The organism is Streptococcus taonis (genome assembly GCF_029948085.1).
GTDB classification, from domain to species: Bacteria; Bacillota; Bacilli; order Lactobacillales; family Streptococcaceae; genus Streptococcus; species Streptococcus taonis.
The window spans coordinates 50537-69011 of sequence record NZ_JARZZP010000008.1 but is presented as its reverse complement, the minus strand read 5'-3'; the positions used below and the strand labels follow the sequence as shown (position 1 = coordinate 69011).

Genomic DNA, 18475 nt, shown 5'->3' with positions numbered 1-18475 from the left:
CTTCAAGCATAGCATAAATTAAAAAAATGCTAAAATAATCTGTTTATCTTTTCGGTTTTTCCCTAGTTTCAAACTCAAATAATCCTCAGAATCAGCAAACACCCCACTCCCCCTTTGGGCATTTTTATGCTAAAATAGTAGCTATGGATAAAATTATTAAAACTATATCAGAAAGCGGGGCCTTTCGTGCTTATGTTCTTGATAGCACTGAAACCGTCCGCACTGCTCAAGAAAAACATCAAACTCAAGCTAGCTCAACTGTTGCACTTGGCCGCACCCTTATCGCCAGCCAGATTCTCGCAGCCAATGAAAAAGGAAATACCAAGCTAACGGTTAAAGTTCTTGGAACTAGCTCTCTAGGAGCCATCATCACCGTAGCTGATACCAAGGGGAACGTCAAAGGTTACGTTCAAAATCCTGGTGTTGACATCAAAAAGACTGCAACTGGTGAAGTTCTAGTCGGACCTTTTGTCGGCAATGGTCAATTTCTCGTTATCACAGACTACGGCACTGGAAATCCTTACAACTCCATGACTCCGCTTATCTCTGGAGAAATCGGAGAAGATCTTGCCTTCTACTTGACAGAAAGCCAACAAACTCCGTCAGCAGTTGGACTCAATGTCCTTTTGGACGAAGAAGACAAGGTCAAAGTAGCAGGCGGTTTCCTTGTTCAAGTTTTGCCAGGAGCCAAGGAAGAAGAAATCGCTCGTTTTGAAAAACGCATCCAAGAAATGCCTGCCATTTCAACTCTTCTAGAAAGCGACGACCATATCGAAGCTCTTCTAAAGGCTATCTATGGCGACGAACCATACAAACGCTTGTCTGAAGAAGAGATTCGTTTCCAATGTAACTGCAGCAAAGAACGATTTATGAAGGCTCTTTCTAGTCTTCCAAGCTCAGACTTGCAGGAAATGAAGGACCAAGATCATGGCGCAGAAATCACTTGTCAATTCTGTCAAACAACTTACAACTTTAACGAAAATGATCTGGAGGAACTCATTCGTGACAAATCTTAATACACCTTTTATGATTGGCAATGTTGAGATTCCCAATCGTACCGTTTTAGCACCCATGGCCGGCGTGACCAACTCAGCCTTTCGTACCATTGCTAAAGAACTTGGGGCAGGCCTCGTTGTCATGGAGATGGTCTCTGACAAGGGAATCCAATACAACAACGAAAAAACTCTTCACATGCTTCATATCGATGAAGGAGAAAACCCAGTCTCTATCCAACTATTTGGTAGTGATGAAGACAGCCTAGCACGCGCAGCAGAATTCATCCAAGAAAACACCAAGACCGATATCGTGGATATCAACATGGGCTGTCCAGTTAACAAAATCGTCAAAAACGAAGCTGGCGCTATGTGGCTCAAGGATCCAGACAAGATCTACTCTATCATTAACAAAGTTCAATCAGTCCTTGATATCCCTCTCACTGTCAAAATGCGTACGGGCTGGTCTGACCCATCTCTAGCTGTGGAAAATGCCCTCGCCGCTGAGGCTGCAGGTGTTTCTGCACTTGCTATGCACGGTCGTACTCGTGAACAAATGTACACTGGTCACGCTGACCTCGAGACTCTCCACAAGGTTGCACAAGCTCTGACAAAAATTCCATTTATCGCTAACGGTGACATTCGCACTGTCCAAGAAGCCAAACAACGCATCGAAGAAGTCGGTGCTGACGCTGTTATGATTGGTCGAGCTGCCATGGGAAATCCCTACCTCTTCAACCAGATCAACCATTACTTTGAAACTGGAGAAATCCTTCCTGATTTAACCTTTGAAGATAAGATGAACATCGCTTACGAGCATTTGAAACGCTTGATTAACCTCAAGGGAGAAAAGGTTGCGGTCCGTGAATTCCGTGGACTCGCTCCTCACTACCTCCGTGGAACATCTGGCGCAGCCAAGCTCCGTGGTGCTATTTCGCAAGCTAGCACACTAGCAGAGATTGAAGCTCTATTGCAATTAGATAAGGCCTAAACTTCTATACTACCTATAGAGTATTAGTTTGACTTTCCTAATCGATTTGTTCATACCTTATTTTAATCTACTATAATAGTCACATAACACCAAAAATCTCTTAGATTCATTTCTAAGAGATTTTTTCTTTATTCCCTCACAACCATCCTTCTTCTTCGGCAGTTTTGGCTGCTTCGGTTCGGTTGCTTGCGCCTAGTTTGGAGAGGATATTGGTCATGTAATTACGGACGGTGCCGTTTGAGAGGTAGAGCTTATCCGCAATTTCTTGGTTGGACAGGCCTTGGGCAACTCCATGCAAAACAGCGACTTCTTGCTCGGTCAAGGGATTGGGATGGGTCATCATGACTTCCATCAGCTCTGGAGAATATTCCTTGCGTCCCTCTAACACCGTATGCAGGGTTTGCATGAGTTCGGCGATGCTTCGCTCTTTCAAGACATAGGCGTCGACTCCTGCTTTGACCGCTCGTTCAAAATAACCTGGGCGTTTAAAGGTCGTAACGATAACCACCTTGATTTCAGGCACTTCTTGTTTGATCCACTCGAGCGCTTCTAGTCCTGTTTTGACTGGCATTTCGACGTCAAGGATGGCAATATCTACTGTTTCTTTCCCCAAAACCTCGATAGCTTCAGCTCCATTTTTCGCCTGCAAGACAGTCTCCACATCTGGTTGAAAGCTTAAGAGCTGGCACATGGCATCTCTAAGCATACTTTGATCTTCTGCGACTAATACTTTCATCTACTTTCTCTCCTTATAAGGCAGATGCACGCGCACCTCTGTTGGATGTTTCAAACTGACCAGCTCTACTTGACCTGAGAAGGCTGCTACACGATCTCGGACTGTATGGAGTTCATTCCCTTTTACAGTTGCAAAACCTTTCCCGTCATCTCTAACTGTCAGGAGCAATTCCTGATCTGTACGTTCCAGTTTTAGATAGGCTTTATTAGCGCTGGCATGCTTGATGATATTGGTCGCCAGTTCTAACAAAATCATAGCAGCCGTCGACTCCACATCTTGGGTCAGGCTAGCCTTGTCCAATTGATTGTCAACCTCAACTTCAATTCCAGCAATCTCCAGCATCTTCTTGACAGTCTCAAGCTCTGATGCTAAAGTCCGTAATTTCAGATTTTCCACGATGGTTCGCACTTCATTCATGGAATCCTTGCTGATCTGGTGAATTTCTTTTAATTCCTTCTCCACCTGTGGATAGGCCTGCATCTGAAATAACTGCAGGGCCAGATCTGTCTTGACACTCAGCATGGCAAAGGTATGCCCCAGGCTATCATGCAAATCCTGACCGATACGACTACGTTCATTTTCAGCAAGCAATAGATTTATCTGGGCATTTTGCTTGGCCTGAGCTTCTTTCAAATCCTCGACAATGCGAATCCGAACCAAGCCCAATGTCATCAAATCGACAAAAGTAAGAATCCCAAGTTCAAAGGCTACAGCCTCAGTTTCGACTGACTGAAACATCATGAGTTGTCCAACAACAAGAACTTGAGCAAGAAGGAAAGTCCAGACATGAAGAGAACGTAGGCTACGCACTCTAAAATGATAAATCAAGAGATTGGCAAGGAAAAAGAAGAACCAGACATAGTTGCCATAAATAAAGACGGTATTCCCAGCTACATAGGCTAGCATGATAATCCAAAAGAGCCAGGATAATCGCTGGCTCTTGGTTGTCAAAACGCCTAAGTAAGCCACCACAAATAGAATATCAACTAGTAAATGCCAGCTAGGAATCTCCCCAACTACTGCAGAGAGGATAGGAAAAACCATAAAAATCAAACTGGCCCAAAACATATAATGTATGCTTTTCAGTCTTTCAAGCATTAAGCATTCTCCTTATGACCTTGAAGGTAAATAGTCAAACCAAATAAAACTGCTGAAAAAACAAGTAGATAAATTGTGGCTGATAGATTGATGCCACCCTCGTTTAAGAAGGTCTTGATCAATTCCATCAACTGATAGCTTGGTAGACGCTTCCCGATTGCTTGCATCCAGTCTGGAAATAAAGAGACGGGCATCCAGAGTCCACCTAAAACAGCCAAGCCAAAGTAAAGAAGATTACCTACGACAGACATCAACTGACTAGTTGGTAAGAGAGTCAAGGTCAAACCAAGCGCTACAAAGGCAATACTTCCTACTATCAGCAAAAGTGCAGCCCCAATCCAGTTTCCAAGAGACATATCCACACCTCTTACAAAATGCCCAACTGAGAAAACAACCAGAATTGAGACCAAATAATCAACCATCATACTTGTTATCTTTGATAGATAATATTCTACCATATTTACAGGAGTATGGCGTAATGTTTTCTGCCAGTTGTTGATCTTATCGGTATGTAAAACAGCTGGGAATGAAAACATAGCTGTCGACATCATGGAAAAGGCCGTCATAGAGATAAGGTAGTCGCGCATAAAATTAGCCGGCCCACTTGGTGTATCCTGGTACATGCCTGAAAAGAATAAATAGAAGGCCGTCGGCATCCCTACAGATAATAGATAATAGACTAATTGTCGTTTGGTCAATAGAAATTCTATCTTGTTTAGTGCAATCCATCGTTTCATCTTAGTCATCTCCCTTTTGTGTTTCTTCAAAGATTGTATCCAGCAAGCTACGGTTAGTGACTTCAATTTCTTGAATCCTACATCCTGCCTGGACTAACCGTTCCCAGAAAGCATCCGCTTCGCGTGTGACTACTTGCAGGGCATCTTGTTTTTGTGACCAGTTTTCAACCAAGTTAGACTGTTCGACGACTTCCTTGTAAGCTAGAGGTAGGACAAAGTGCTTTTCAATCTCCTCACTGCGCATGGCTAGAGGTGTCGTATCACGGATCAATTCTCCCTTATTTAAGACCAAAATCCGGTCTGCTGTATGCTCTACTTCCTCGATATAATGAGACGAATAGAGAATGGTAACTCCCTGCGCTTTTAAGTCTTGGACAATTTCCCAAAAACGTTGACGGGTTGAAGTATCCATGGCCGCAGTTGGCTCATCTAAAAAGACAAGTTTTGGTCGCCCAATCAAGGTCAAGACAAAAGAGAAGAGACGTTTTTGCCCACCTGACAATTTTTCTGCCAACTGCTCTTTTTGTTGCTTGTCAAACTGCAATAGTTGATCAATCTCCTGGTTGCTCAAGGGATTTGGGTAAATGCTTTGAAAGAAAGCAATCAACTCTTTAACCTTTAATTTCTGAACAATGACATTTTCTTGAGGGAGGTAGCCTCTAATATAGTCTAACTGAGAATTCGTCACTGGCAATCCTTGGATGGATACTTGACCGCTGGTGACCAGTTTATCTCCAAGCAAACAGTCCAAGAGTGTTGTCTTACCAGCACCATTGGGCCCAATCAAGGCGACACATTCACCTTCAGCCACCTCAAAGGAAATATCCTTCAATATAGCCTTGCCCTTGATGTTTTTATTTAAGCCTTCTACCTTAATCATGTTCATGATATTCTCCTTTCAACCACTCCTTTCCCATCGGAAAGGCGATAAAAATCATAAATCCTAGACCCCAGGCACCGCGAATGGCTTGGTGAAGGAAGGCTTGGTCAAACCAACCTGTAAACATTTCGACCAACCATACCACTAGTGATAGTCCAATAAAGAAATAGAGAATCGCTTTTTTCATTTTTCAAACTCCTTTTTCACATCTGAGACCAATTTCAAACCTTCTCGGATCAACCAAGACATCATGCCAAATCCTGCAAATAACTCCCAAGGAAAATGATAGAAGCCTTCGTCCAATCCTGAGAACATGAGATAAGTCATGACTCCTGCTGCTACTAAACTCATTGCGATAATTACTTTATGTTTCATTTTTTCTTCCTCCATTTGATACATCTATTATAATTCTTTGAAGCTAGTGCCACTAGAAGCTTCTGTCATGAGGAAATATGACAAATGTCACAAAAAGTTCACTCAGCTAGGAAAATAGAATTCTCTACAAATCAAAAAAGGTCAGGAAAATCCCGACCTCTTTCGTTTTCTATTTAATCTTTATTCCACACTGAAAAGGTATGGATAAACCGGTTGTTGACCTTGGTGGATTTCTACTTCTACATCTTCGAATTCTTCTGCGATTTCTTGGGCAATTTGGTTAGCCAATTCTTCACTTCCATCTTCACCGATATAGAAGGTTACGATTTCACTATCTTCATCCAACATATGTTTCAAAGTTTCAGTCAGAGTTTGGTGCATATCAGGGTTTGATACGAGGATCTTACCATCTACCATACCAAGATTGTCATTTTCATGGATTTCCAAACCATCGATAGTCGTGTCACGAACGGCTGTTGTTACACTACCACTGACCACATCACCAAGAGCTGCAGTCATGCGTTCTTTGTTTTCTTCGATAGTCTTGCTTGGATCAAAGGCAAGAAGACTAGTCAATCCTTGAGGAAGGGTACGAGCTTCTACCACTACTGCTGGTTGTTCTAAGACTTCAGCTGCAGATTGAGCTGCCATGAAGATGTTTTTGTTGTTTGGCAAGAAGATAATGTTGCGAGCATTGACTTGCTCAACAGCCTTGATAAAGTCTTCTGTCGAAGGGTTCATGGTTTGTCCACCTTCGATAACATAGTCCACACCTTGAGCACGGAAGATGTCTGCCAAGCCTTGTCCAGCTACTACTGCGATAAGAGCATATTCTTTTTCTTCAGCTGGTTTGCTGACTTTAGCTTCTTTTTCCACTTGTGCTTCATGTTGGTTACGCATATTGTCAACTTTTACCTTGACCAAGCTACCATATTTGAGACCTTCTTGCATGACAAGACCTGGATCTTCTGTATGGACGTGAACTTTAACGATTTCATCGTCATTGACAACAAGAAGTGAATCCCCAAGTTCGTTCAAGTAGTTGCGGAATTCATCGTAGTTAAACTCTTTAGCATAAGTTGGACCTTGCTTAAGGGCAACCATGATCTCAGTACAGTAACCAAAGGTAATGTCTTCTGTTGCCACATGTCCAGCTACAGATTTATGGTGTTCTGCATTGATCATCTCACTCATGTTGGCTGGAGTGGCAACAAAGTCTTCAGAAGCGCTATATTCACCAGTAAGAGCTGAAAGGAAACCTTCGTAGATGAAGACCAAACCTTGACCACCTGAGTCCACAACGCCAACTTCCTTCAAGACTGGAAGCATGTCTGGAGTCTTAGCAAGGGCTGTTTTAGCTCCTTCCAAAGCTGCACGCATAACCTCAATAGCATCGTCTGTCTGCTCGGCTTTTTTCTTAGCACCGATGGCAGCACCACGTGATACAGTCAAGATTGTTCCTTCAACTGGCTTCATAACAGCCTTGTAGGCTACTTCAACACCAGATTGGAAGGCAAGAGCTAGGTCTTTTCCTGTTAACTCTTCTTTGGTTTTGATGGCTTGTGAAAATCCGCGGAAAAGCTGAGATGTAATAACTCCTGAATTCCCACGCGCACCCATCAAAAGACCTTTTGCAAGAATGCTTGCTACCTCTCCAACAGTAGAAGCTGGTTTGTCTGCAACTTCTTTAGCACCATTTTCAATGGTCATTCCCATATTTGTACCAGTATCTCCATCTGGAACTGGAAAGACGTTTAATGAATTGACATATTCAGCTTGCTTATTCAAGCGAGTTGATGCAGCTTGCACCATTTCTTGAAATAAGCTAGTAGTAATTTTTGACACGGTTATTCTCCTACAACTTTGATATTTTGAATGTAGACATTTACAGTCTGAGCAGTAATTCCAAGTTGGTTTTCCAAACTAAAACGAACACGCTCTTGAATGTTTTTTGACACTTCGCTAATCTTTGTTCCGTAGCTCAACACGGTATATACATCAACTGCAATACTGCCATCTTCGGCCGCCTTTACGACGACACCTTTAGAATAATTTTCCTTACCTAGAAGGGCTTGGAAGTTATCTTTGAGGGCTTTCTTACTTGCCATACCGACCACACCAAAAATCTCAGTTGCTGCACCGCCTACAACGGTAGCAATCACTTCATCTGTTAGTTCGATTTGACCATCTTTTGTATTAATTTTTACAGTCATTTTTTCTACCTCAACTAGTTGATACTCTATTTTATCATATTTCAAGCCAAGTGTAAAAGCAGAATACTGTATCGGCGGATATTTGCTCCTTTGACGAGACTTTTTGAGCTTAGAGCAAAAGAAAAAGACCTGATGGCCTTTTACTCTTTATTAAACGCGTTCTACTTTACCTGATTTCAAAGCACGAGCTGAAGCCCAAACTTTTTTAGGTTTACCATCGATAAGTACAGTAACTTTTTGAAGGTTTGGTTTTACGGCACGTTTTGTTTGGTTCATCGCGTGTGAACGGTTGTTTCCTGATACAGTCTTACGACCTGTAAAGTAACATACTTTAGCCATTTGTGTTTTCCTCCTATTAGATCTAATATAGCGGATGTGCTAGCACCACATACTGTACTATGTTATCACACTTTCTCTTTTTTGGCAAGGGGATTGGAATATTTTTTTATTTAACATAAACAACTCCTAATTTCCCAAAAACAACGTCTCCACGGATAATCAAAGTTTTGCTGGTTGGGGCTGTCGCCACTTCGACCTGCGGATTGCTAAACACTGATTCTACCCTAAGATCCACTTTCCAATGTTGAGGGATATAAATGGTTGCACTTCCAAAAACTACGTCCACACTTAAGATTGCTACATCACCCAAAATATTTGCATTATCATAGTAAATCTTAGCATCTCCAAAAACAGCTTCCACTTGGTCTTCTACCAAGTTTTGGTCTTGATTATAAAAAGCCCCACTACTAAAAATGATTTCCTTATCAGTAGAAACTTTTTTCTCTCTATTGCTCCACAAGGTCTTTCCACTCCATGTCTTGTTCGAGTGAGTCAGCATACTTACTCCTAGAACGATGAGAACTCCCGCCCAGAACAGTGATTGATTGGGAATCGGTAAAATGTCATAAAAATGATTGGCTATCATTAAAGCTACTAAAGCTGTAAAAGAGGCTGAAGTTAAGTGGCGACGCAACAAAGCTTCAACTGATTGATAGGCAAAAAATGCAATACCGATCAAAGGCCAAATGTGTCCTCCTAGAGAAGGAATCCCAAAATTCCCCTGCAATAATACTAAGGCTGCCAATACTAGCAATACAATACCAAATGCTTTCTTTTTCATGTTCTTACCTCATGTTTCTTAGATTTTCTTTTAGGAGGGATTGGTAGTGCCGTGACACGTGAACCTCCTTGTGGGTCTGATAAAAGGAAATAGTTCCTGTACCTGAGAAGGACTTGTCCACAGAGTAAATCTGCCGGATATTGGCAATGGTCGACTTGGATACCCGACTGAAATAGCGTGGCAGAATGGACTCCAACTCATAAAGCTTGAGTCGAACCTCGTAGGCTTCTTTCTGGGTATGAGCGTAAATCTTGCTACCTTCTGTCTCAAAAAAGAGAATTTCTGACAAGTCTAAGTAGTACTCACCCGTCCCCTTATAAAAGATCAACCTAGGAGCCTTGGTTTCTTGTAAGAGTCGTTGCAAATCAGCTATTTCATCTGTCAGGGCTGCAGCCTTGATGACAATCTCTGTCTCAGTTAATTCACTATCAATCTCGATTCGTAACTTCATCCTATCTCCTTTCTGCATCTACTATACCAAAGCCCATAAGACTTTACAAGGGCAAAAAAGCAAGTGGTCACTTTTGACCCGTAAGTGGTTACGAGGCCAAGCCCACTTGCTTTGCTTTTTAGAAAATAAAGAAAAGAATTCCCCAGATTAGACCACAGGCATAGCCGACTAAAACATCCTTGGGATAATGAACGCCACCCAAGACCCGCACAAGACCGAGAAGAGCTGACAAGACCAATAAAATCAATCCCACTGGTAAACTTGCGTGAAAACAAGCCATGGAAATGATAGTCGCTGAAAAGACGTGGCGACTAGGCATTGAATTGCCAGAGCTGTCCTTGTCTAATAGTGGGACAATTCCCCAAGTTTCATAGGGACGCGGTTGATTAATCCACTTACGCACCAGCGTCAATAGAACAAAACCCAATGCTGGCACTAAGATATAAGCGTAAAAGTCGTTCCCCAAGTTCTTGCTCATAAGACTCGTCCCCAACAAAGTCAAGTAGGCTAAGGGCATCAGAACTGTCATCATGCGATTAAAAACTCGCATCAATTGTAATAGCTGTGGATGACGAAGGAGACTTGATTTTGTTTTATCGTACCACTCTTGATAGTTTTTCATGTATTTCTCGGTATTCCTATTCTTTTCACAAGAAACCTACTAGCTTCTCCTACTCTAGTATAGTGCAGAAAAAGAAGGCCGTCAAGCCTTCTTTGGTTTTATTCTTCTACTTCATCTTCTGTAAATTGACTATTGTATAGGTCAGCATAGAAACCACCTTGAGCCATGAGCTCATCGTGATTGCCTTGCTCAATGATATTTCCATCTTTCATGACCAGGATTAAGTCCGCATTACGGATAGTTGACAAGCGATGGGCGATGACAAAGGATGTGCGTCCTTCCATCAAACGATCCATGGCTTTCTGAATCAACTCCTCTGTACGTGTATCGACTGAAGATGTCGCTTCGTCCAGAATCAAGAGTGGAGAATCTTTGAGAAGGGCACGAGCGATGGTCAAGAGCTGTTTCTGCCCGACTGACAAGGTCACTGTATCATCCAAAACAGTATCGTATCCATCTGGTAAGGTTGTGATAAAGTGGTGGATTCCTACTGCTTTGGCTGCTTCAATCACGCGTTCTTCACTAATCCCAGTTTGATTATAAATGAGATTGTCTCGAATGGTTCCTTCAAAGAGCCAAGTATCCTGCAAGACCATTGAAAAGGCATCGTGTACTTCTGAACGTTTCATCTTCTTGGTATCCACACCATCAATGCGAATGCTTCCCTTATCAATCTCATAGAACTTCATCAAGAGGTTGACAATAGTAGTCTTACCCGCTCCAGTCGGCCCAACAATGGCAACTTTTTGCCCTGCATGAGCTGTCGCAGAAAAGTCATGAATGATGGTTCGCTCAGGAGTGTAACCAAAGGAAACTCGGTCAAAGATAACTTCACCCTTCATACCAGTCAATTGTCTTGCCTTATGAGATTCGTCTTCCATCTCAGCTTCGCCTAGAAACTCAAAGACACGGGTCATAGCTGCACTGGCCTGTTGCAAACTTGTAATCCCTTGGGCAATCTGTGATAAGGGTTGAGAGAAGGTACGAACATAAACCATGAAGGCTACGATGATACCAATACTGATATGTCCTTCAAGAGCTAGAACTGCACCGACGATGATCACCAAAACATAGCTAAAGTTCCCAACAAAGATCATTGCTGGCATCATGATTCCAGAAATAAATTGAGATTTCCAAATACTATCATGTAGGTCTTGATTCAATCCTGCGAATGTTTCTTTAGTGGTGTCCACAGCGTTATAGCTGGTCACAACATTGTGGCCAGAGTACATTTCTTCCACATAACCATTTACAGCTGCTAGGTTGTTTTGTTGGGCTTTAAAGTAGCCTTGTGACTTGGCCATAATGACTGAGACAGCAGCAAAACCTACAAGGGTTGAAACAACTGTTACCAATGCCAAAATCCAGTTCATGCCAAACATGGTAATCAAAACAGCAATCAGTAGAAAGCTAGCTGAGAGAACTGTTCCCAGACTTTGGTTGAGAGACTGAGCCGCCGTATCGACGTCATTGGTAACACGAGAAAGGGTGTCTCCTTGAGAATGACGGTCAAAATAAGCAAGTGGCAGACGGTTAATTTTTTCAGCGATAGCTGTCCGCAAGCGTTTTGAAAAATGTTGGATACTCGTTGAAAAAATATAGGCTTGCGTATAGTTGAGAATGGCACCAAGTACATACAAAACAGCTAAAAAGCTGGCGATGCTAGACACAGCTACCAAATCGATTTCTGTAGCCAAACCATCTGAAATCAAGTTGGTGATTTCCTTAATCTTAGTTGGTCCATAAACAGTGATGATACTTGAACATACAGCAGCCACGACAGCTACTAGTAGAGGAAGTTGGAGACCTGTTAGAAAAGGTTTGTATTGTTTCCAAAAGGACATCTTCTTATTTTCCATGTTCCAATTCCTCCTTCGATAGTTGTGAATAGGCAATTTCTTGGTAAACTTCGTTGGTCGCAAGAAGTTCCTTGTGGGTGCCTTGTCCAACGACTTTACCTTGATCCAATACTAAGATCAAGTCAGCATCCATAATTGTTGAAATACGTTGGGCAACGATCAACTTGGTCATAGACTGTGTTTTTTCAGCTAATACTTGGCGCAAGATACGGTCTGTCTTGTAGTCCAAGGCTGAGAATGAATCATCAAAAATGAGAATTTCTGGTTTACGAGCCAAGGCACGAGCAATGGCCAAACGTTGTCTTTGGCCTCCTGAAAAGTTGGTCCCCCCTTGAGCCACTTCTGAGTTTAGACCTGCTTCCTTATCTTCGATGAAGCTTTTAGACTGTGCCAATTCAAGAGCTTGCCACATAGCAGTCTCGCTTAGCGGAGTTTCTGGACTCTTACCAAAGTCTAGATTCCCCTTAACATCTCCAGAAAAGAGCACTGCTTTTTGAGGGATATAACCGACTTTATTACGCAAATCTTCCAAGTCGTAATCTTTCACATTGACACCATCGACTAGGATTTCTCCATCTGACACATCATAAAAACGAGGCAAGAGGTTCACAAGCGTAGATTTACCAGAACCAGTTGATCCGATAAAGGCAATGGTTTGTCCTGCTTCTGCCTTGAAACTGACATGCTCCACAACCGCTTCTGAGTTTTTAGAGTAACGGAAGGTTACATCACGGAATTCCACTTGACCTTGAATAGATGAATCTGCCGTCTGTGGTTGACTAGGATTTTCAATAGAAGAATGCAAGTCTAGCACCTGATTGATACGTCCTGCAGAAACCAAGGTACGAGGCAAGACGATAAAGAGAGCACCCATGAGTAAGAAGCCCATTACCACTTGCATAGCATAGGACATGAAGACCACCATATCGCTAAAAAGGGGTAGACGCTCTGTCAAGCTAGCGTCGTTGATAAGATAAGCACCAATCCAGTAAATGGCAAGGACCAAGCCGCTAGAAATCGCCATCATAATAGGATTCATAATGGCCATTAAGCGACTGACAAAGAGATTGATTCGCGTGACTTCTTCATTAGCTTCTTCGAATTTCTTATCTTGATAATCCTCAGCATTATAAGCACGAACCACTCGAATCCCTGTCAAACTTTCACGGGTGATACTATTGAGTTTATCTGTCAATTTTTGAATGACAGATTGTTTCGGAAAGGCCAAAGTCATCAAGACAGTTGTCATCAAAACATTGACGATAACAGCCACTACTACTGCCCAAATCCAGTATTCAGACTTACCAAGGATTTTACCGATGGCCCAAATAGCCATGATAGGTCCACGTGTGACCACCTGGAGTCCCATAGTAAAAAGCATTTGAATCTGCGTGATATCGTTGGTCGTCCGAGTCAAAAGACTGGGGATTGAAAAACGTTTAATCTCTGTCTGTGAAAAATCCAGAACTCGATTAAAAATATCGCTTCGTAGATGAGTTGTGTAAGATGCTGCAACACGAGAGGCGAAAAATCCAACTGCTACTGACGACATAAAGGCAAGTAGAGATAAGCCCATCATCTTAGTTGCTGGTGACCAAAGATCTCCTAGCTCTGTACCTGGTGTTCCAAGTAATTCTGTTATTCTTGAAACGTAAGTCGGCACTTCTAACTCTAGATAGACCGAGAAACAGGTAAAGAGTACAGTCAAGAGAATCATTCCCCACTCTTTTCCTGTGATACGCTTAGCGAGTTTCTTCATTCTTACCTCCAATTTTTTCTACATTAGCTTGAAGTCGTTCCAGAACTTCTTCAAAAATAGCGAGTTTTTCTTCGGAAACACCTTCAAGTAAGCTGCGGTCAATTCGATCAAAGAATGATTTGATTTGCTTCATTTGAGAGCGTGATTTTTCCGTCAAACGAACAAATTTTGCTCGTTTATCACTTGGGCTTGCCTCCAATTCCACCAAACCATTTTGTACCATACGCTTCACTAGATTGCTGGCGACTGACTTGGTGATATTGAGTTCCTGCTCAATATCCTTGATTAACACCGCCTGTTCAGACTCCTCACGATAGTCTAAAAATCGTATAACTTGGCCCTGCGGTCCGCCCATAAATTCGATACCACAACGCTTGGCTTCCTTTTGTACCATGAGGTGAACCTGATGCCCAAAACGTTTAAAGACCAACATCGGTTTATCCATGTTTTCTCCCTTCTAAATAAAAATAGTTCTCTAGAGAACAATTAAGTTTCCACGAGAACTATTTTATCATTTTCAAATAAGATGTCAAGAAAAAAGTTTCCTAGAGAACTATCTATGCAGAAATTGACATAAGCTCTTATTTTATCTATAATAAACACTATCTCACATAGATACGAATCCAGTTTACTAGAAATGAGAAATTCACACATGAAGCAAAAAGAACAGAAAACCTTAGGAATCCTTGCCATCATCTTTGGAGCCCTTGCGCTTCTTGGTTCTTGGATACCAATTGTCAATGGTCTATCCTTTCTCCTTGGATTTGTTGCCTTGATCTTAGGAGTCATCGGCATTGGCCTCAATCTCCAAAATCAAAAAACATTAGCTATGATTGGTTCAAGCTTTGGCCTCATTTCCATTATCATTGTACTGATAAGCCAACTGCTGTTCACTCCTATCTTCGCTGATTTTATAAGAGGCTATCGTAGCTCTTCTAATTATCTCATGGAAGAACCAACCAATGAAGATTGGCCAAATAGTACCATTGATGAATATGAGGAGGAAGAAGAGATCTTTACCTGGACTCAAGAACAGTTTGATGCCTTAATAGAGGGCGACCCTTCCAACCAAGGGCAAGGGGGTACCAACTACAATGACATTATCAGGGAACACGGAATCCCAGATTCAGAAACAGATTCAGTTATGGGAGACTACGAAATAAAAAGAATCACCTATCTCTCCATCAGTTCAGATCCTAAGACAGTTGTGCTCACGTTCGTCAAGCAGGAAAATGGCCAGTTTCTTCTAATCCGTAAATTTGCTGTCGGACTGGACCGAAAAGAACAATCTGATTCTGGAGTGAAAGTTTAACATAACTAAAAAGGTGCCGGGAATAGCAATCGGTAGACCAAGTCTCGATTTCTAAATCCCCGCACCACGATATTTCCACAATCCATTGGATTATGGACAATTATAGATTACTAATAACGTTTTGGGCAAAAGAGATTTTCGTCTCTTTCCTGCCCCCTTTTGTTATCACAAGATAAACAAACCCCTTGAAAATACTGAATTTTCAAAGGGGTTATTTTTATTCTTAGAATCCATCTACGTTTGTGTAGATTTTTTGTACGTCTTCGTCGTCTTCAAGGACTCCGTAGAGTTTTTCAAATGTTTCCAAATCTTCACCTGACAACTCAACTTCTGATTGAGGAATCATTTCTAATTCAGTTACTTGGAATTCTTCAATACCAGATTCACGCAAGGCAACGATAGCCTTGTGAAGGTCAGTTGGAGCTGTGTAAACAGTGATTGTTCCTTCTTCTGCTTCTACATCGTCTACATCGACATCTGCTTCAAGCAAGAGTTCAAAGATTGCATCAGCATCTTCACCTGCAAAGACGATAACACCTTTGTTGTCAAAGAGGTAAGATACAGAACCTGAAGCTCCCATGTTCCCACCGTTTTTACCAAAGGCAGCACGCACGTTGGCAGCTGTACGGTTAACGTTTGAAGTCAAGGTATCAACGATCAACATTGAACCATTTGGCCCAAATCCTTCGTAACGTCCTTCTGTAAAGGTTTCGTCTGTGTTTCCTTTTGCCTTATCGATAGCCTTATCAATAACGTGCTTTGGCACTTGCGCTTGTTTGGCACGATCGATAACGAATTTCAAAGCAGTGTTTAGTTCTGGATCTGGTTCACCTTTTTTAGCTGCTACATAGATTTCTACACCAAATTTTGCATATACTTTAGAGTTAGCTCCATCTTTAGCCGTTTTCTTAGCTACGATATTGGCCCATTTACGTCCCATTAGGAATCTCCTTTTTTCACATTTTAATCTTTCTTATTATAACACAAGTCTATCCGATTTTCACTAGAGGAAATGGATTTTCTTTAGTAAATTAAGCTAGGATTTCCCGCCAGTAGCCAAGAGTTTTTTGCCTTCTTTGATCCATGGATGTTTGGAAAGTGAGAAGTAAAGTTGGGCAGTCATAACTAGCCAGAGAAGGGGCTCACATAGAATCACACCTGTATAACCTGTCCAAGGAATAATCCAAGCGACGAAAATAATTTTACCAAAAAACTCGATAAAGCTTGATACGAGGGGCAAGAATTTTTGACCGAGACCCTGCAAGCTATTTCTATAGATCAATAAAAGACTCAAAAACGGATAGAATACCGAACTGATGCGTAGGTACAAAGCCCCATTTTCAATCAAGTAACCGTCTGTCGAACTCGCTAGGAAAGAAACCAGGCTAGGACTTGCAAAAAATAGAAACACACAAGCAAAGCTTGCCCAAGCCATACTGATATAACTCCCTAGTCGAAGACCGTGGACAATGCGATCTGGACGTTTTGCACCAAAGTTTTGAGAGATAAAAGTCGTCATCGATGCTGAAATAGCCGTCATTGGCAATAAGGCAAAGGCCATGATTCGGCGTGCTGCTGTCTGAGCGCTGATAATGACTGCTCCAAAACTATTGACAGAGGATTGCAAAATAACACTTCCGACAGAAACGATTGAACCCATTAAGCCCATGGCTAGCCCCTGCTCTAAGAGATCGACATAGAGGGCCTTATTCCATTTGAAATCCTTCAACCTAGGAAGGAGCTCTGGAACACTCTTTCGGATATAGAGATAACAAAGGATAGCTGACAAACCCTGGGATATAATGGTTGCAAGACCAGCAGATTGAACACCTAACTGCAATTGTGTAATAAAATACAAATCCAGAATCACATTAACGATGGCTGAGAAGATAAGAAAACCAAGCGCAGCAAGGCTATCACCAACAGAGCGTAGCAAACCTGCAAAAAGATTATAAGCAAAGCTCACTCCCACACAGCTAACAATCATGGAGATATATTCATAGGACTGAGGGAGAATTTCTGCAGGTGTTTCTAGGTACTGTAAGAGTGGATAAAGACCAAAAAAGCCCATCAACATGACAAGCACACTCAAGATAATCCCTAAAATCCAAGTTGCTGCGACAGCTTCCTTAATCTTCTCAAAATTACGAGCGCCGTAGAGACGTGCAATAACAACACCCATCCCATTTCCAACACCGAGGGCAAAGCCGATAATCAAATCAAAAATGGCTGTCGTTGCTCCGACTGCCGCCAAGGAATCTTGCCCTAAAAAACGCCCAACAATCAAAATATCAGCCGTATTATAAAGTTGCTGAAAGATATTGGACAGTAGAATCGGTAATGCAAAACTAATTAGCGCGGGAAGGATGGGACCATGAATCAGGTCCACCGTTGATTTTTTATTCATAAGGCTATTATATCAGCTTTCTAGTAGGGGAACAAGGGAATTTGGATAAGAAAGCGTTGCCTAGATGCAAACAATCTGGTATAATCGTGACAGAAAAGGAGGGTAGGTATGACCTTAACAAGCCAGTTAATTACTGATGTATTCCCAGACCTTGAGAAAGTTGACCAATTAAACAAGGAAGCCTTTCCTGAAGAAGAACGCGTCTCTTTGGAAGAATTTTTAAGTTACCAGGATAGAGATGATGCCCACTTTTTCGCTTTCTATAACGAGGAAGAATTTGTCGGCTTCGCTTTTGCCATTTCCAACCAAAAAGCATTCTACATTAGCTTCTTTGCTATTATGCCTCATCTCCGTAGTCATGGCTACGGGAGAGAAATCATTGAAAAACTCATTGATTTTTACCAACGTACCATGATTCTTGAAGTGGAGCGGTTGGACGAAGATTGTGATAACCTCGAACAACGAAAAGCCCGCATGGACTTCTACCTACAAAACGGCTTCAAAACAGCCAATGCTTTTTTGGAGTACGAAGGTCTTAGTTTTGAGATTCTATATCGTGGCGACCACTTTGATGAAGAAGCCTATCGGAATATCTTCCAAAAATTACAAGAAGAAAATTATTTTGACTTCCACATCGAGTACCGTCGCTTTAGTGAACACTAATCTATACTGCAGTCTTTAACTTCCCAGTAAGAAACTGCAAACTTCTCGACAATGAAAACTCAATCACCTGTGCTACAGGTGATTTTTTTGTGATTCCGAAATCAAATAGCAGAAAGTTTTGCTAAATCCATCAAAATATAGTAGATTGAATCTAGAATAGTGCATTACGACTGCTAAAAACATTCCTAGAAATAAGTTTGACTTTCCTAATCGAATTGTTCATCCCTTATTTGAATCTACTATAGTATTTTCTATTCAAT

The 18475-nt window shown here is 41.8% G+C and carries 21 protein-coding genes; 4 read left to right on the top strand and 17 right to left on the bottom strand.

The window, feature by feature from the left end; translation table 11 throughout:
* Positions 1–143: 143 nt before the first annotated feature.
* Both hslO and dusB read left to right on the top strand, forming a co-directional pair.
* The gene (gene hslO / locus QEZ38_RS05680; protein ID WP_153224538.1) at positions 144–1016 is read left to right on the top strand and encodes an Hsp33 family molecular chaperone HslO; all 873 of its coding nucleotides are present in this window, start codon (positions 144–146) and stop codon (positions 1014–1016) included.
* Positions 1003–1983, top strand: coding sequence for a tRNA dihydrouridine synthase DusB (gene dusB / locus QEZ38_RS05675; RefSeq protein ID WP_000183319.1), 981 nt, complete (start codon positions 1003–1005; stop codon positions 1981–1983). The genes hslO and dusB overlap by 14 nt, the downstream gene beginning before the upstream one ends.
* A gap of 136 nt (positions 1984–2119) precedes the next feature.
* On the opposite strand, the gene QEZ38_RS05670 is transcribed toward dusB, so the two are convergent.
* From QEZ38_RS05670 to QEZ38_RS05600, 15 genes are all read right to left on the bottom strand, one after another.
* A complete protein-coding gene (locus QEZ38_RS05670; protein ID WP_281335293.1) occupies positions 2120–2719 on the bottom strand; it encodes a response regulator transcription factor in 600 nt (199 codons plus the stop codon).
* A complete protein-coding gene (locus QEZ38_RS05665) occupies positions 2720–3817 on the bottom strand; it encodes a sensor histidine kinase (RefSeq protein ID WP_281335292.1) in 1098 nt (365 codons plus the stop codon).
* Entirely contained in the window at positions 3817–4554 is a 738-nt protein-coding gene (locus tag QEZ38_RS05660) for an ABC transporter permease (protein ID WP_281335291.1), read from the bottom strand. Before QEZ38_RS05660 ends, QEZ38_RS05665 begins: the two co-directional genes overlap by 1 nt.
* Before the next feature lies 1 nt (position 4555).
* Complete coding sequence (locus tag QEZ38_RS05655; RefSeq protein WP_281335290.1) at positions 4556–5440, bottom strand: ABC transporter ATP-binding protein; 885 nt, start codon at positions 5438–5440, stop codon at positions 4556–4558.
* Positions 5427–5621: a hypothetical protein gene (locus QEZ38_RS05650; protein ID WP_281335289.1), complete on the bottom strand. Its 195-nt coding sequence runs from the start codon at positions 5619–5621 to the stop codon at positions 5427–5429. The genes QEZ38_RS05655 and QEZ38_RS05650 overlap by 14 nt, the downstream gene beginning before the upstream one ends.
* Entirely contained in the window at positions 5618–5824 is a 207-nt protein-coding gene (locus tag QEZ38_RS05645) for a hypothetical protein (RefSeq protein ID WP_025171227.1), read from the bottom strand. The genes QEZ38_RS05650 and QEZ38_RS05645 overlap by 4 nt, the downstream gene beginning before the upstream one ends.
* Before the next feature lie 165 nt (positions 5825–5989).
* On the bottom strand, positions 5990–7654 hold the full coding sequence (locus tag QEZ38_RS05640) for a DAK2 domain-containing protein (RefSeq protein ID WP_281335288.1): 1665 nt from the start codon (positions 7652–7654) through the stop codon (positions 5990–5992).
* A gap of 2 nt (positions 7655–7656) precedes the next feature.
* Positions 7657–8022 (bottom strand): Asp23/Gls24 family envelope stress response protein, encoded by a 366-nt coding sequence (locus QEZ38_RS05635; RefSeq protein WP_000216431.1) that lies wholly within the window; start codon positions 8020–8022, stop codon positions 7657–7659.
* A gap of 150 nt (positions 8023–8172) precedes the next feature.
* Entirely contained in the window at positions 8173–8361 is a 189-nt protein-coding gene (rpmB, locus tag QEZ38_RS05630; RefSeq protein ID WP_001140948.1) for a 50S ribosomal protein L28, read from the bottom strand.
* A gap of 106 nt (positions 8362–8467) precedes the next feature.
* Positions 8468–9142 (bottom strand): LiaF transmembrane domain-containing protein, encoded by a 675-nt coding sequence (locus QEZ38_RS05625; RefSeq protein ID WP_281335287.1) that lies wholly within the window; start codon positions 9140–9142, stop codon positions 8468–8470.
* 4 nt (positions 9143–9146) lie between these two features.
* Positions 9147–9593, bottom strand: a complete 447-nt coding sequence (locus tag QEZ38_RS05620) for a LytTR family DNA-binding domain-containing protein (RefSeq protein WP_281335286.1) — start codon at positions 9591–9593, stop codon at positions 9147–9149.
* Between the two features lie 118 nt (positions 9594–9711).
* The gene (locus tag QEZ38_RS05615) at positions 9712–10215 is read right to left on the bottom strand and encodes a phosphatase PAP2 family protein (protein WP_281335285.1); all 504 of its coding nucleotides are present in this window, start codon (positions 10213–10215) and stop codon (positions 9712–9714) included.
* Positions 10216–10313: 98 nt separating this feature from the next.
* On the bottom strand, positions 10314–12074 hold the full coding sequence (locus QEZ38_RS05610) for an ABC transporter ATP-binding protein (RefSeq protein ID WP_281335284.1): 1761 nt from the start codon (positions 12072–12074) through the stop codon (positions 10314–10316).
* The gene (locus tag QEZ38_RS05605) at positions 12064–13833 is read right to left on the bottom strand and encodes an ABC transporter ATP-binding protein (RefSeq protein ID WP_281335283.1); all 1770 of its coding nucleotides are present in this window, start codon (positions 13831–13833) and stop codon (positions 12064–12066) included. The genes QEZ38_RS05610 and QEZ38_RS05605 overlap by 11 nt, the downstream gene beginning before the upstream one ends.
* Entirely contained in the window at positions 13817–14278 is a 462-nt protein-coding gene (locus tag QEZ38_RS05600; RefSeq protein ID WP_281335282.1) for a MarR family winged helix-turn-helix transcriptional regulator, read from the bottom strand. The genes QEZ38_RS05605 and QEZ38_RS05600 overlap by 17 nt, the downstream gene beginning before the upstream one ends.
* Positions 14279–14485: 207 nt before the next feature.
* Here QEZ38_RS05600 and QEZ38_RS05595 point away from each other — a divergent pair, with 207 nt between their 5' ends.
* A complete protein-coding gene (locus QEZ38_RS05595; RefSeq protein ID WP_281335281.1) occupies positions 14486–15145 on the top strand; it encodes a hypothetical protein in 660 nt (219 codons plus the stop codon).
* Between the two features lie 223 nt (positions 15146–15368).
* Here the strand turns inward: QEZ38_RS05595 and QEZ38_RS05590 are convergent, their stop codons facing one another.
* Both QEZ38_RS05590 and QEZ38_RS05585 read right to left on the bottom strand, forming a co-directional pair.
* Complete coding sequence (locus tag QEZ38_RS05590) at positions 15369–16085, bottom strand: YebC/PmpR family DNA-binding transcriptional regulator (protein ID WP_045762594.1); 717 nt, start codon at positions 16083–16085, stop codon at positions 15369–15371.
* A 96-nt stretch (positions 16086–16181) separates the two neighbouring features.
* Positions 16182–17552 (bottom strand): MATE family efflux transporter, encoded by a 1371-nt coding sequence (locus tag QEZ38_RS05585; protein ID WP_281335280.1) that lies wholly within the window; start codon positions 17550–17552, stop codon positions 16182–16184.
* 108 nt (positions 17553–17660) lie between these two features.
* Between QEZ38_RS05585 and QEZ38_RS05580 the strand changes: the two genes are divergently transcribed.
* Positions 17661–18215, top strand: coding sequence for a GNAT family N-acetyltransferase (locus QEZ38_RS05580; protein ID WP_281335279.1), 555 nt, complete (start codon positions 17661–17663; stop codon positions 18213–18215).
* Positions 18216–18475: the final 260 nt, after the last annotated feature.

What these genes read in the sequence shown, in the direction of transcription:
- QEZ38_RS05600 (WP_281335282.1), bottom strand. Translation starts at nt 14,278, where the DNA reads ATGGATAAACCGATGTTGGTCTTTAAACGTTTTGGGCATCAGGTTCAC.
- QEZ38_RS05615 (WP_281335285.1), bottom strand. Translation starts at nt 10,215, where the DNA reads ATGAAAAACTATCAAGAGTGGTACGATAAAACAAAATCAAGTCTCCTT.
- QEZ38_RS05655 (WP_281335290.1), bottom strand. Translation starts at nt 5,440, where the DNA reads ATGAACATGATTAAGGTAGAAGGCTTAAATAAAAACATCAAGGGCAAG.
- QEZ38_RS05665 (WP_281335292.1), bottom strand. Translation starts at nt 3,817, where the DNA reads ATGCTTGAAAGACTGAAAAGCATACATTATATGTTTTGGGCCAGTTTG.
- QEZ38_RS05595 (WP_281335281.1), top strand. Translation starts at nt 14,486, where the DNA reads ATGAAGCAAAAAGAACAGAAAACCTTAGGAATCCTTGCCATCATCTTT.
- QEZ38_RS05610 (WP_281335284.1), bottom strand. Translation starts at nt 12,074, where the DNA reads ATGGAAAATAAGAAGATGTCCTTTTGGAAACAATACAAACCTTTTCTA.
- hslO (WP_153224538.1), top strand. Translation starts at nt 144, where the DNA reads ATGGATAAAATTATTAAAACTATATCAGAAAGCGGGGCCTTTCGTGCT.
- QEZ38_RS05625 (WP_281335287.1), bottom strand. Translation starts at nt 9,142, where the DNA reads ATGAAAAAGAAAGCATTTGGTATTGTATTGCTAGTATTGGCAGCCTTA.
- QEZ38_RS05635 (WP_000216431.1), bottom strand. Translation starts at nt 8,022, where the DNA reads ATGACTGTAAAAATTAATACAAAAGATGGTCAAATCGAACTAACAGAT.
- QEZ38_RS05645 (WP_025171227.1), bottom strand. Translation starts at nt 5,824, where the DNA reads ATGGAGGAAGAAAAAATGAAACATAAAGTAATTATCGCAATGAGTTTA.
- QEZ38_RS05585 (WP_281335280.1), bottom strand. Translation starts at nt 17,552, where the DNA reads ATGAATAAAAAATCAACGGTGGACCTGATTCATGGTCCCATCCTTCCC.
- rpmB (WP_001140948.1), bottom strand. Translation starts at nt 8,361, where the DNA reads ATGGCTAAAGTATGTTACTTTACAGGTCGTAAGACTGTATCAGGAAAC.
- QEZ38_RS05580 (WP_281335279.1), top strand. Translation starts at nt 17,661, where the DNA reads ATGACCTTAACAAGCCAGTTAATTACTGATGTATTCCCAGACCTTGAG.
- QEZ38_RS05670 (WP_281335293.1), bottom strand. Translation starts at nt 2,719, where the DNA reads ATGAAAGTATTAGTCGCAGAAGATCAAAGTATGCTTAGAGATGCCATG.
- QEZ38_RS05620 (WP_281335286.1), bottom strand. Translation starts at nt 9,593, where the DNA reads ATGAAGTTACGAATCGAGATTGATAGTGAATTAACTGAGACAGAGATT.
- QEZ38_RS05660 (WP_281335291.1), bottom strand. Translation starts at nt 4,554, where the DNA reads ATGAAACGATGGATTGCACTAAACAAGATAGAATTTCTATTGACCAAA.
- QEZ38_RS05590 (WP_045762594.1), bottom strand. Translation starts at nt 16,085, where the DNA reads ATGGGACGTAAATGGGCCAATATCGTAGCTAAGAAAACGGCTAAAGAT.
- QEZ38_RS05650 (WP_281335289.1), bottom strand. Translation starts at nt 5,621, where the DNA reads ATGAAAAAAGCGATTCTCTATTTCTTTATTGGACTATCACTAGTGGTA.
- QEZ38_RS05605 (WP_281335283.1), bottom strand. Translation starts at nt 13,833, where the DNA reads ATGAAGAAACTCGCTAAGCGTATCACAGGAAAAGAGTGGGGAATGATT.